The sequence below is a fragment of the Paenibacillus sp. Y859 genome, assembly GCF_056786405.1.
The window spans coordinates 70,783-84,406 of sequence record NZ_JBXCIZ010000010.1; the positions used below are offsets into that span (position 1 = coordinate 70,783).

At 43.6% G+C, this 13,624-nt stretch carries 9 protein-coding genes; all 9 read right to left on the minus strand.

Annotated elements, in window-relative coordinates; translation table 11 throughout:
• Positions 1-239 precede the first annotated feature (239 nt).
• Positions 240-5,903, minus strand: coding sequence for a choice-of-anchor I family protein (locus AC1TO8_RS18015; protein WP_482057011.1), 5,664 nt, complete (start codon positions 5,901-5,903; stop codon positions 240-242).
• Positions 5,904-6,263: 360 nt separating this feature from the next.
• Entirely contained in the window at positions 6,264-7,106 is an 843-nt protein-coding gene (locus tag AC1TO8_RS18020; RefSeq protein ID WP_482057012.1) for a PhnE/PtxC family ABC transporter permease, read from the minus strand.
• Complete coding sequence (locus AC1TO8_RS18025) at positions 7,106-7,891, minus strand: PhnE/PtxC family ABC transporter permease (RefSeq protein WP_482057013.1); 786 nt, start codon at positions 7,889-7,891, stop codon at positions 7,106-7,108. The genes AC1TO8_RS18020 and AC1TO8_RS18025 overlap by 1 nt, the downstream gene beginning before the upstream one ends.
• Positions 7,881-8,669, minus strand: coding sequence for a phosphonate ABC transporter ATP-binding protein (gene phnC, locus AC1TO8_RS18030; RefSeq protein ID WP_482057014.1), 789 nt, complete (start codon positions 8,667-8,669; stop codon positions 7,881-7,883). The genes AC1TO8_RS18025 and phnC overlap by 11 nt, the downstream gene beginning before the upstream one ends.
• Positions 8,670-8,755: 86 nt before the next feature.
• Entirely contained in the window at positions 8,756-9,781 is a 1,026-nt protein-coding gene (locus tag AC1TO8_RS18035) for a PhnD/SsuA/transferrin family substrate-binding protein (protein ID WP_482057015.1), read from the minus strand.
• Between the two features lie 89 nt (positions 9,782-9,870).
• Entirely contained in the window at positions 9,871-10,722 is an 852-nt protein-coding gene (locus AC1TO8_RS18040; protein ID WP_482057016.1) for a PHP domain-containing protein, read from the minus strand.
• Entirely contained in the window at positions 10,715-11,917 is a 1,203-nt protein-coding gene (locus AC1TO8_RS18045) for an alpha-D-ribose 1-methylphosphonate 5-triphosphate diphosphatase (protein WP_482057017.1), read from the minus strand. The genes AC1TO8_RS18040 and AC1TO8_RS18045 overlap by 8 nt, the downstream gene beginning before the upstream one ends.
• A gap of 32 nt (positions 11,918-11,949) precedes the next feature.
• On the minus strand, positions 11,950-12,876 hold the full coding sequence (locus tag AC1TO8_RS18050; protein WP_482057018.1) for a sugar phosphate isomerase/epimerase family protein: 927 nt from the start codon (positions 12,874-12,876) through the stop codon (positions 11,950-11,952).
• A gap of 29 nt (positions 12,877-12,905) precedes the next feature.
• On the minus strand, positions 12,906-13,601 hold the full coding sequence (gene phnL / locus AC1TO8_RS18055; protein ID WP_482057019.1) for a phosphonate C-P lyase system protein PhnL: 696 nt from the start codon (positions 13,599-13,601) through the stop codon (positions 12,906-12,908).
• Positions 13,602-13,624: the final 23 nt, after the last annotated feature.

Sequence of the window (13,624 nt, forward strand, 5' to 3'; positions counted from 1 at the left end):
CTTACGCCCATGACACCGCTGAACGGCGTGTAATTTCACTTCTAAAGAAGTAGGACTTCTTTTAGACATTAGAAAAACTCCCATCATTGTAGTAGTAGAAGTTTTGTTTTTTTCTACTGTCTACTATGATGGGAGCATATCAGATTATCCTAGACCTGCTGTTTGTTGATCTATCAACTTAAAGTTTCCAGTCCGTAGGACGGCATAGCTGTTTCTACTTTACCGCTTGGAAGAGTAGATTAATTTGAGAAATTAAGATTCTTCAATGTCCGTTGTAGGATTACTGCGGCTTCAGCGCGAGTTGATTTGTTTGAAGGGGCGAAAGCACCCTTGTCATTACCCTGCATGATGCCTTTGTCCACAAGTAGCGCCGCTTGGGTAGTTGCCCATTGCGGGATCGATGCCTTATCTGAGAATTTGTTCAGTGAAGTAGTGGTGTTCGATACGTTTGCTGCATCCACGATCTCCATTGCACGGGCAATCATAACCGCCATTTCTGCTCTGGTAATGGTTGCGTTCGGTGCAAACGTTCCTGGCCCATTTCCGTTAACAAGGCCGAATTGTGTTGCCGTCTCAACCGTTCCAGCATACCACGCATCAGTCCTGACATCCTTGAATGAACTCAAGCCATTACTGGTTGTAAGACCCATGCTGCGAACGAGAAGGGCAGTGAATTCTGCTCTTGTAATAGCAGTGCTTGGTGCAAATTGATTATCGTTAACACCTTTGACGATCAGCTTAGACGCCATTGCTTCAATATCATTCTTCGCCCAGTGCCCATTCAGATCCGCGAAATTCTTCTTGTACTGAATCACGGTGTAGACACTATTCCCTGGACGTTTCACCACAATCGACGGCTTACCATTCGAGGTGGTTATTACATTCGGTATGAAAATGAGCTCGCCGGTAATTGGATCTACCATAACTGCCGTTGCATTTGTTACATTTGTTGCGGCAGGCATATAGATGGTCCGCGATACATAGGTACTACCAAAGTTGCTCACTGCTTGCTCTTGAGTACCTGTAACAAGGAATACTTCGAATTCTAGCGCCGTATTGCTTGCTAATTGCGCACCGAAGGATTTCGCCTTGCTCTGCAGAGCTTCAAGTGTTGCATCACTTACAGGGGCAATGGATATACGAACACTAACATTACTCAATGAGTCGATGGTAGAGAGATTAAGGACTTGCAATGGCAGTGAGTAGCTGGCATCTCCTGTTTCAATTCGGATGATTACTTGGTTAGCCTTGCCACTAATTAATGCTACTGCCGGCAGGGTAACTTCCGTTGCACCGTTCAGATTCTGCACATTGATTGTTAATTCTACATTCTTATCTGTTCCAGCTACAGATAGAACTTTCGTTAGAGCAGCTTGTAGATCTGCTGCTTTAACCGTGACTTGATTTACAATATCACCAGCCGCATTTGTTCCTCGAGTTATCTGCAGTGAATCTCCAGAGAGAATGCCGATTTCTACTGCTGGTGGCTTTACAGAAGGTGTTGGTATTTGAACAGTATTCGGTGATGTTTGATTAGGATTCGTTGGTGGAGTGCTGTCCCCATTAGGTTTAGTTGGCTTCGCACTTTCGGTAATACGACCATCAACAACTGGTGCGATCGTACCTCCGAGTGATGTAAGGTATTCCATGAAGATTTCATAATCTGGATAACCAAGATCCTCATGATAAGCTCCGTTCTCAATCGCCTTAGCGAAGGACGTATAGCCATCTCCGCCAAGAGCGACGAAGCTGTTGGTAGCCATACGATATGTGCTCTTCAGATTAAGCGGTGTGAAGCCCGAATCGGTTTTTATTTCAACATCGTAAACCTTACTTCCTGTTACTTGACTTGGATCCCACTTGAAGCGCATGCCTGCTACTTGTGGGAATTTACCGGGAAGGTCAGTCAGCTTAGCGCCGCTAATCCCATTTTCCAGTCCGGCAATAAGCTCTTGACCTGTTACATCAAGCAGATACAAGGTATTCCCAAAAGGCATTACAGTTCGGAGTTCACCCATCGTGATTGGTCCCGGATCAATGGGTCCACGGATACCGCCACCGTTGATAAGAGCTATATCGGCGTTCTTGAGAATCTTCGCCTTATATAGCATACCGTCTGCAATGAAATTTCCTAGGTTGGTTTCTTTGGAACGGACATTATTCCGTGCACCGTTTAGTACAACAGTTGTATTACCGATAACTTGTTTTTTAAGTTCTTCAAGATCTGCGTTGTATGGAGCAAGCATAGCTTTAACTATTGCATCCTCTTCAACTGCACTGGTTACAGGAATCAGATTTCCAGTAAGCTGATCTGCTATGACAACACCTTGTGCATCAAAATTTAGATTAACCCGACCAAGGAATTTGCTCCAATCGTTCGCTTGTACGATAACTGTCGGTGTATTATATGAATCTGTTATGATTTCAGGTGCATTAAGCTGCGTATGAGTATGACCACCGACGATTAAGTCGATGCCTTCAACGTCCTTTGCCAGTTGTTTGTCCCGGTTGTAGCCTATGTGGGACAATGCGATGATGACATTTACGCTTTCGGCTTCGATCGCAGCCACCGTAGCTTTAGCAGAGGTTGTTGCATCATTGAACTTAACATTCTTGCCGGGGCTTGAGGTTTCGAAAGTATCCTCGGTCGTTAAACCGAATACACCTACCTTATGGCCATTCACATCCAGAATGATGTATGGATATACTCCCGCATTATCAAGTGTTTTTGGCTTACTTGCGTCAATCGTATTCGGTGCTTTCAGCAGCGGACTGATGTTGACATCCTTACTGAAATCGACGTTGGAGGTGAGTAATGGGAACTTCGCCTTGCTTACGAAATCTGCCAAAACCTTGGTTCCAGAATCAAATTCATGATTTCCGAATGTCATAGCGTCGTAACCAAGATAATTCATAAATTCAAGATCGGCTTGACCGGCCCACTTGGTGAAATAGAGGTCTCCGGAGAATACGTCTCCTGCATCAAATAGAAGGCTGTTGGCAACTTCATTACGTACTTGCTTAGTCAGTGTTGCGCGTCTAGCCACATCAGCCAAGTGAGCATGGGTATCATTCGTATGCATTACTGTCAGGCTCCATGAATTGCTGACAGTCACAGTTGCTTCTGCTACACCATAGCCATCTGCGCTAAGTGCCGTGATAACTGTTGTGCCTTCTACTGAACCTGATGTTACAACGCCATTTGCATCAACAGTTGCAATATCCTTATCTGAGGATGTCCAGGATACTGTTGCGGCACCGCCGCTATCTGGTGTTACAGTAGCCGTAAGCTGAGCGGAAGCACCATTTGGTAGCAACTCTAGTGCAGATTTATCGAGCGTTACCTTCGTCACATTCAATTGCAGAACAGAGATCGTTCCGCTAACTTCATTGGCTACAAGCAAGAGTGGTAATCCAGTTGGGCTGCTAGTCGCCGGGATGAATTCCAGACCCTCTGGTCCGGTATCCGTATCTATTCCTTTGGTGAAGTCGCGAGTGTTAATATAATTAGCGAATACAGGTTGATTTGGATCTGTTACATCGTAGGTCATGATACCCCCGATTCGCTCCAATCCTACGAAGGCTAATGCTTTATTTCCAACTTGACCAACCGTAACATATTCCGGCTCAGGTCCTTTTTTGGAGCTTCTGCCATCCAAGGCTACCTCGCTGTGATTACTGTTGAAATATTTCGGCAACCGTTGCGAGGTAATAGTCTCGAAGTCGTTGCCACTGTCGAAGACTTGTTGCATTGTGCTCGCATTCCAGATGGAGAAGGAACGTCCTCCGTACAAATAGATGCCGTCTTTGCCCATGTCGCTGACGACTTCGACTTTGTCGTAAGCTGTTTTTCCATTCAGAAAAGCTGCTGCGGCAGAGCTAGAGTTTAAGCCACCTTTGATGTCTCCTATTTTCGTTACATTAGTTCTGGTAGGGTCATCGGAGTCAGAAGACCACTCTGTGGCATCTCCTTCATTGGCTGTGAACAGGTATTGCGTTCCATTAACGTTATAGCTTGCGATACCATCTGGCATATACATTCCGAAGAAAGGGACATTCTCTAGATTAATGGTGCTATTCTTCACTAAATCGAGTGAATTATTAAGGTCATTATAATCTTTGTAACCGAGACCCTTGACGGAATCAACGTTCTTGCTCGCAATGTCCACCACGGCAATCGCGTTATTTTCTTGCAGCGCAATATATGCTTTCGATTGGTCATCGTTAAGTGCAATATACTCCGGCTCTAAGTCGAAGATGGCATCCTCCTTGGTGCCGCTTCCTGTAATTAAACCAGTTGTTGGATCAGATGATCCACGAATATGAACGCTATCGTCAATCACTGCCTGATTATCGAATTTGACTTTCGTAGAGACGTCTGTTGTAGTATCTACGATCGTCACGCTGCCTTCAGGGTCATCAGTACCGTTACGTGGTTCAGCTTCGTCTGCTGTCAGTAAATATTTACCGTCAGAAGTGAATAAGACCATATCTGGCTGCACACCCGTTTCGTACGTTTTAAGTAAATTTCCTTCATAATCAAGAACAAGAATTTTACCATTCTTCATATGGTCAGCTTCTTGGATGGCTATGGCTACGCGCTTCGTCGCCGTGTTAATGTCAACACTGGTCAGGTCGCCGTAGACAAAACCATCTACCTCGGACAATTGTTTAACGAGAATAGATTTTTCCTTCGTTAATGTTGCGCTATTCGTGAGGGCTACAATATCCACGCTAGGCGGAGTACCGGCGCCATTCACGACATACATTTTGCCATTGTCCTTGTTATATTTGACAATTTCCGCCACGCCGCCATCTTCGTTGGATTCCCCAACATTATATTGACTGATTTTCTCTACGTTCAGCTGGTCAGCAATCTGAGCTTTCTGGACGTTAAGTGCAAGTGTTGTATTAGCGATAGCAGGAGTGTAGGTACTGTCGGTCACAGTGATATTCACTGATGCAGAACCTTCCGTTGTAGGAGTTCCTGTAATAGTGCCGCTCGAATCGTCGATATTTAGACCTTCAGGCAGTCCAGTCGCAGCAAAAGTATAAGGTAACTTACCGGCATACACAGCTACCGTTACGGAGTAGGCTGAATCAACATACGCATCGGGAAGTGAAGTTGTAGTGATGCTAAGCTCATTGCCCCACTCACCGTCTCCGCTGTAGCGAGGCTCTTTTCCATTTAACGATGTGGCTGAATAGTCAACCGGTTGAAAGTCAATTTTATTGTTATCGGTGTCTTTGAAATCTACACGACGAAGTCCAATCTTCTTAGAGTTGCCACCGCTTCCTACAGGGAATTCTGTCTCGTAGCCGTCAATCAGATTTCCATCATCATTTCCAGCCGTTCCGAGCATATCCACATAGCCATTGGCCATAGGAGTGAGGAATGGATTAGCAACACCAGTTAGTGTGTTGGTACTATTGACTAATACAGCCTTTAACCCTTTGTTATTAATGAAAATATCGTTACCGCCTGCATCAACTAACTTCTGATCATATTTAGTAGTCAAGTCAATAATCGGACTGATTGCTCCAGTTGCTTTACCGATAATAAGATAGGATGAATGCGCTTTGATTGTACCTGTGAGATTTAATTGTACCCAAGGATCAGAAATGCCAGTTTTGGGCGCATAAGCATAATGAAGCGACCAGCCTAATAGATTTACATCGTTATCCGTCGGGTTATACAACTCTATGAATCCATGGCTAGCATAAGTGTCTGTAGCAGTTTTTGTCCCACCGCCATAAACTTGATTAATGATGATATGAGGTGCAGTAACATCATAGCCTCCAGCATTATAGGGCGTTCCTGCGATTAGTGTATCAGCCGCTTGGGCTATCCCCCCAGCAAATACGCCGGTAATAAGCATTTGGGATGCCAACAGTAATGACATAATTTTTTTTCCTCTTTGTTTCAAGTGACTATCACTCCCTTGTTATTAATATCTCATCCATTGTATGAGTCAATTGTTAACGGAAGTGTCTTTCTATTTGAGTGTTTTGTAAAAAGATAGGGATAAGTTACTAGATAAGAGTCTGTTTTATCATTTATCCTTAATAAATGAATAGAATATACAAACAACTAGCATATCAAGAATTTTTATCCCATAATATCGGTGTGTTTGGATTATTTCTTGCCAGCAGAAAAACTCCCATCATTGTGGTAGTAGAAGTTTTTGTTTTTTCTACCGTCTACTATGATGGGAGCGTATCATTAAAGGATGGCTTTTTTCAATTGTCCTGACACACAGATACTAAGCCTTATTATGCAGCTTAGCTTTCAATTTCGTAGCGAAGAGCTCAAGAAGGATTGCAAAGGCAAGCACGAAGTAGGTAATCATCCCGATTTCACGGAGATCCAAGTAGAAGGAGCTAGCCATAAACATATCGTAGCCAATTCCGCCAGCTCCAGCTGCAGCGCCCATTGCGACAGCCACACCAAAGTTTATTTCAAAGCGGAAAAAGGTCCAGGATAGAATCGAGGTCAATGCGGAGGGCAGCACAGCCTGAAAAACAATCTGCCACCAATTAGCCCCGCTTCCTTTTAATGCTTCAATCACACCCTCATCCAATTCCTCAAAGGATTCAGAGTAGGCTTTAATTAGGTAGCTAACCGAATGAAAGGTCATGCCAACCACAGCAGCCACACTTCCAAGACCCGCAGCAACTGCGAAAATAAGTACCCACAGCACAGTTGGAACCGCCCTAATGAAAGCAGCAATGCTTTTAATTATATTCGAAACCTTATTGTTGGAGAGATTACGGGCTGCGAACAGTCCAAGAAATAAAGCAATGATTCCACCAAACAGAGTTGTGAGAAAGGCCAATCCTACGGTTACTACAATGCCATAGAGCGCTTCACCAAAGGTAAAATGTTTGAAATGCGCTTCGGTAAACATCGTTTTGAGGTTTTTGAACGAAGCTAGGAGTCCATCCATAGTATTAACACCACGATAGTCAAATGTAATAAAACCATATAACGATAAAAGCACCAAACCTAGTAAGGTGACCCTAATCATAAAAGCGGCTTTATTGAACGGTTTTGCAGGTATTGGAGCACCAGAGTAATTAGCTGGGATGGATTTAAGCAGATCCATTAGATGATCACCCTTCTGATATAATTCGAGATCATTTCAATTGTAAAAATGGCAACAATAAGTGCGACTACAACCAGGCTTGCCGCATGATAATTCAAGCTTTTGTAATAAAGATTGAAGGAGAAGCCAATGCCAGTTCCTGTGAGAATTCCAATTAAGGTCGCGCTGCGAATATTCGTTTCTACCATAAATAAGATCCAGCTAATGAATTGCGGAATACAGGCTGGAATGACTGATTGGAAGATTATTGTAAAATATCCTGCACCTGTAGCACGCAGCGCCTCCACTGATTCTGTGCTTGATTCATCAATGGTTTCGATAAACACACGAGTGAGGAAACCAAAGCTAACAAAGAATAAAGCCAGCCAGCCAGTTAACGCACTTTGTCCGAAGGAGAATAATAGGATCAAAGCCCAAGCAGCTACATCAATATTTCTAAAAAGAGTCCCAAAGCCTCTGCAGATGACTGCAATAAGCCGATTCACTCGCGTAGTGTTAGCACCCATAATCGCGAAAAACCCAGCAAAGATCGAGGCAACCGTAGTTGAAGCAAGCGAAATCAGTACTGTTTCAATCAGCTTATCCACAATGCTCGGGAGCTTTTCCAAGGACTTGGCATTGGGATAGAAATTAGTCACTGCCCAGCTAATCGCTTTCGGAAACGAAGCAAATCCATCGAGGATACTAAACTCCGTTATCACAATGAATATAACTGTCAGCGCAAGGATAATACAGAAGACTCCAAGGGCTTGCCATCTTTTCTTGGCAAAAAAGTCAACCGACATGTCGCCCTCCGACATCCATGATGAGGTCGCCAGCCTCAGAGCCGTAAATCTTGTAGATTTCTTCGGAGGAAATTTTCTGTGGTGATCCATCAAAGATAACCGTCCCTTTATTGACCCCAATAATACGGTCAGAGTAGCTTAATGCAACATCAACCTGATGTAAATTAATTAGTACGGTAATGCCCATAACTTTACAAATATTGCGCAGATGATCCATGATGACTTTGGATGCATTCGGATCCAAGGAAGCAATCGGCTCATCACATAATAACAGCTTGGGATTCTGCAGCAGTGCTCTGGCAATACCAACTCGTTGCTTCTGCCCACCACTTAACTGGTCGCATCGTTTGTAAATATGCTTGGTGAGCCCAAGTAATTCGAGGATTTGCAGGGCTTGTTGTTTCTCTTCGGTCGTATACCAGCCAAGCGATCCCATTAAAGTTGATTTGTAGCCCAATCTGCCATGCAAAACATTCTCAATAACCGTCAAGCGGTTCACTAAATTATAATGCTGAAAAATCATCCCAATTTTCGTTCTAAGTTTACGTAGTGCAGCTTTTTTCAAATCCAAAACCTGCTCGCCATCAAAATTAATCTCTCCGCTGCTTGCATCAATCATCCGATTGATGCAACGAAGAAGAGTGGATTTCCCTGCCCCTGAGGGGCCAATAATGGAAACGAACTCTCCTTCCTGCACAGAGAAGTTAACGTCAGATAACGCCATTGTATCCTGACCATATTCCTTGGATAAATGTCTTACATCTAATAACGTTTTCATAGCTAACTCCTCTAATTCAATTTTCGGTATTGTTAGACTGTTAAAGGGACAATGAAATTGTTAATTGTTGCTCGTTAACCGTTTGATTAGTTGGACAATTCTCTAACTGGATTAAAAAACGCATCATCCACGACTACAAAAGCTTCTTTATCTGTTTTGGCGAAGATGCCTTTTTTACCAGATTCCTTAGTAACAAAGATATTAGGGTTTGCTGCTGTTTCTGGTGATGTTAAGGCTTCAACTATCTTCTTGATCGTCTCAGCACTGACTTTATCTGTATTCACAACGAATGGAGCATTAAGCACGGGTGTGACGGAAACCAATGAAAACTCTCCATCTTTAACCGTATCAAAAGGTTCGGCTGCGTCGTCTTTTACCTTGTAAACCGCGCCTACACGGTTCTCAGTCCCTGATTCTAAGCTTACATAATTCGCTACACAGGTGTCACAGAATGCAGCAGCATCGACTTTATCCGCTAATAGATTAACGGCTGAGCCTTGGTGTGAACCACCATAAAGCACATCACTGAAAAATTTATCCTTGCCGCCTTCAAGTAAATCGTCCATCTTTAAATCCTTATATTTATCGATTTTATTAAAATAAGTGACGATGTTATCCGATGGTACTTTGAAGCCTGAAGTCGAGCTGTTGGAAACAAAAGAAAACTTCTTCCCGGCAATATTATCTATTTTAAATTTATCGCCATCCATGTAAGGAGCTTCATTCCCTTTTTTAACGGCCAACCAGCTGTAATAAACGGCATCCTCCGCTGTTCCTGATTTACCACTTGGGATTACCAATGGCTCTACTTTTTTATTCTTATTCTTAGCTTCTATATACCCCTGTGCGCCCAAGTAAGCAAGGTCTACATTACCATTAGCTACAGACTCAATGGCAATAATATAATCTGTCGTCGTTTTATGCTCTACTGTTTTTCCTGTTGCCGCTTCAACCAGCTTACCGATTTCTTCGCGAGCTGCTTTACTGTCTTCCCCTGATTCATTCGGCAACCAACCGATTGTAATCGTCTTACTTTCTTTTGCCGAGTTGGAGCATGCTGCGAATACTGAGAATAAAGCAATAGCTAATAACAGAATCCCTACCTTTTTCATTGTAAAGCTCCTCTCGTCTCTGAATAAAATGGTTAACCCACCTGGCATAATGACTATGCTCAAGATATTCTAACTATAAAGTTCAATTGTTATCGGACTGTTATCCTGATGTATAGATTTTCTAAAGATGAGATAGAATTTACAGAAACACTGCCAATAGGATAATCTGCACTGCCATAAAGCCCATGATAATCAGAACCACCTGTGACCGCGAGATTAAACTGAGCAGCAAGCTGAAGTGATCGCTGGGTATCCGCAGATGAATGACTGGGATGATAAGCTTCTATACCCTGCAGTCCAAAGCTGACCCATTCTTCAATAGCTTCAAAATTCCCCAACTGACCTGGATGGGCTAGCACGGCTACCCCTCCTGCGGAACGAATCGCACGAATCGCAGCCTCAGCACTTGGATAAGCAAGTGGAATTAATGCTTTACCTGCTTCCTTCGCGGACCGTGAAAACAGCTGCTTCTGCAGTTCGCCGTTGATCTCGTCGCAGTAGCCTAAATCCATCAAAGCATGCATAATGTGCTGTTTGTAAACGATAGTTCCTTGCTTGCTATAGCTGCTGACTAGCTCCCAGCTAATGCTGTAGCCCATCTTAGCTACGATTTCCACCATCTGTTTTGAAGCCTCATGTCGTGAAAGCAAGGTTGCCTTGCATACATCATCCAGCGCCGGATGATGCGGATCGATATATAAACCCAGAATGTGCGCTCGACGATCACGTTGCGGATCCGAGGCAGAAATCTCAATTCCTGAGATAATTTGCAGCTGGTATTGCTCGCCATATAATAATGCCTCTTCAATACCTGCCGTAGTATCATGATCTGTAATAGCAAGATGTGTCAGCTGAGCCGCCTTTGCCTGCTGGATTACTTCTTCAATACCGTAGGAATTATCCGATACATCGGTGTGACAATGCAGATCTGCTTTAAGCATAGCTAATCGCTTTATCCGCTTGGGAATGAAACGGCTTGGCATAATAGATCGTTTCGCCATTGACTAACGTGCGATGGACGAGTGGATAATCATTATGCAGCTTGACGAACACGAGATCCGCCATTTTGCCTGTTGCAATTGAGCCTACACGATCACTGATGCCAAGCTTAGCTGCTGGATTGGCGGTGACCATAGCAATAGCTTGATGCAGCGGCATATTTTCTTTCAAATGCAGCATGAATACGGCCGGAAGCATGGAGGATGGCAGATAATCAGAGCAGATGGCATCGGAGTAACCCGCTTTAATGGCGTCGATGGCTCTCATGTTATTGCTATGGGAGGTACCTCTTACCAGGTTAGGCGACCCGACAACAACCAAAAGATTGTGCTCATGACTATGCTGAGCAGCAATCAGATTAATTGGAAATTCACTAATTGTCACACCATAATCAATCATTTCGTCCACTTTGGCGATGGTATCATCATCATGCGAAGCAACAACGATATTACGCTGTATTGCATGCTGAGCCATATCCTTAATCTGATCCCAAGCGATTAATTTGGAGTTACTTTTCAGTGTATCCACCATTAATCTTAGCTCTTCATCGCGCACACCATAGGTTTTAACTAGATAATTCTCATAGGTGTCTTTCTCCGTAAACTGACCTTGTCCGGGGGTATGATCCATAAGCGACAGCAAGTCGATTTTCTGGGTATTAATCAGGTTTTTCACGGTACCCATGCCAATCAGATTCGTTACTTCATAGCGTAAATGCACACGGTGATGAATCATCGATCTCTCTTCGCGCAGCTTAACAATATGCTCGATTACATCCACGACCATTGCGTCATCACGAACGCCAACTCCATCAGCCAGCGATAAGGAATGATAAATCGTCGTCACACCACAGCCTGCAAGCTTTTTCTCTAATTCAAAGAACGACATGTGCAGCGGAAAAAATGTATTGGGCCGAGGCTGGATTTCTTTTTCCAAAGCATCACTGTGCATATCCACTAAACCTGGGATCACATAACAGCCCTCTGCATCGATTGTTTCCCCAATAAAAGCTGCTTCTCGGGAACTGTTTGCAAGAATTTCAACTATTACACCGTCTTCAATAATCAGCGAGCCTGCTTGTACTCCAGTCAAAGTAACGATTTGAGCATTATAAATTTGCAAACGATTTGAACTCAAGCTTACCCTCTCCTCACATGCACTTTTTGTGTTTATTGAATGGCTGTTTGATAACGCTGACGCAGCTCAGGCCATTCACCCTCATATTTATCTCTAACCTCATGAATCAGATAACCTGGGAATTCCGTCGGCAGCTCTTTAAAAATAGCTCCCATCGGAATCTCACCATCGCCAATCGGCATGTGCATATCTCCACGACCAATCGGTGTTAGCTCATATTGATTTTTCTCAGCGGAAAAGCAGGCTTTGCCATAATTGTCGTGTACATGCAGATGGATAACATGAGGGACCATTCGTCTAAGCTCAGCCATTAAATCGAGCCCATACATTTTATGTGATAAGTAGAGATGTCCAATATCCAGTGTAATTCCAACAAAGGGATGATTAATCGCTTCAACCTGATCTACCAAGGAGCTCGGGATCACAGCGTAGCAATAATAAGGACAATCAAGATAAGGACGCATATTCTCCATGGCAATTCGTACATTTAATTGCTGTCCAAGCTGTCCAAGCTGCCGCATAAAGCTTTGTTCCTCAATAAGCAGCTCTTGCTTATGCTCTTTGGTATAATCAAGCCAAGTATGAGGATATAAGAATTCTTCTTCTCCAATATAGCGGCCCACATGATAAACCATCGTTTCCGCACCGAGTACTCCGCTAACCTCCAATGAGGCAATTAATGAAGCACGCTCAATACTAATATCGCCTTTACGAAATAAGTTGATGGCATAGGGAGCATGTGTTGTGTAGCTAAGGCTGAAGCTGCTAAGCAGCTTGCGATACTCCTCCAAACGCTGCTGATCAATCACGCCATTACGAATTACATCCATGCCATGCAGTGACAATTCGACAGCTTCTAAGCCAAGACTTTCGATTTTAATCAGCTTGCTTTTCAGCTTTTCTAAATTGCCCATGGTGTCATTAGGCGGTAAGCTAACTCCCATACCTCTAGTGTTCATCTCAATGCTCCCTTCTCCGAGTTAATGCTCTACACTCGCTCCAAAACAAAGGCTTGAAGATCAAGAATGTGATCCGCTATCCGTTCCATTACGTCCCAATCATGAAACACACCTATCATCGTTGTACCCTGGGCTTTCATTTCATCTAAAAGCTCCAAAACACTTTGCTTGGTTTCTTTATCCAAGGATGCCGTTGGTTCATCCAGTATGAGTAAACGCGGTCGCACGATAAAGGCGCGAGCCAGATTAACACGCTGCTGCTCGCCTCCACTGAAGGTAGCCGGAAAAGCATGGATCAGCTTACGTGGAATCCGCAGCCGTTCCAGCATTTCCTCGGCTTGCCATCTTGCTGCTTCAATAGGAATTCCTGAGGGCAGCAGCTTCTCCGCGACAATATCGACAGCCGATACTCGCGGAATAACCTTGAGAAATTGCGAGACATAGCTAATTTCATTTTTCCGTAAATGCGAGATTTCGCGTTCCGTTGCCTGAGCCAAATCAATCGCACCATAATAGGATGAGTCATATATAATTTCTCCCGAGGTTGGGAGGTACGTACGATAAATGCATTTAAGAATCGAGGATTTACCAATCCCACTCGGTCCAGCTATCCCCATAAACTGACCTTTAGCAATCTCAAAGCTGAGATTTTGAAATGGATTTACTTTCATATCATGACTGAGTGACAGCTGAAACAGTTTTGATAGACCGGTTACTTTTAGCATTGAGAATCCCTTCTTTCTACTTT

Bases quoted from the DNA above. Each gene is read 5' to 3' on its own strand.
- AC1TO8_RS18015 (WP_482057011.1), bottom strand. From the start codon at position 5,903: ATGTCATTACTGTTGGCATCCCAAATGCTTATTACCGGCGTATTTGCT.
- AC1TO8_RS18020 (WP_482057012.1), bottom strand. From the start codon at position 7,106: ATGGATCTGCTTAAATCCATCCCAGCTAATTACTCTGGTGCTCCAATA.
- AC1TO8_RS18025 (WP_482057013.1), bottom strand. From the start codon at position 7,891: ATGTCGGTTGACTTTTTTGCCAAGAAAAGATGGCAAGCCCTTGGAGTC.
- phnC (WP_482057014.1), bottom strand. From the start codon at position 8,669: ATGAAAACGTTATTAGATGTAAGACATTTATCCAAGGAATATGGTCAG.
- AC1TO8_RS18035 (WP_482057015.1), bottom strand. From the start codon at position 9,781: ATGAAAAAGGTAGGGATTCTGTTATTAGCTATTGCTTTATTCTCAGTA.
- AC1TO8_RS18040 (WP_482057016.1), bottom strand. From the start codon at position 10,722: ATGCTTAAAGCAGATCTGCATTGTCACACCGATGTATCGGATAATTCC.
- AC1TO8_RS18050 (WP_482057018.1), bottom strand. From the start codon at position 12,876: ATGAACACTAGAGGTATGGGAGTTAGCTTACCGCCTAATGACACCATG.
- phnL (WP_482057019.1), bottom strand. From the start codon at position 13,601: ATGCTAAAAGTAACCGGTCTATCAAAACTGTTTCAGCTGTCACTCAGT.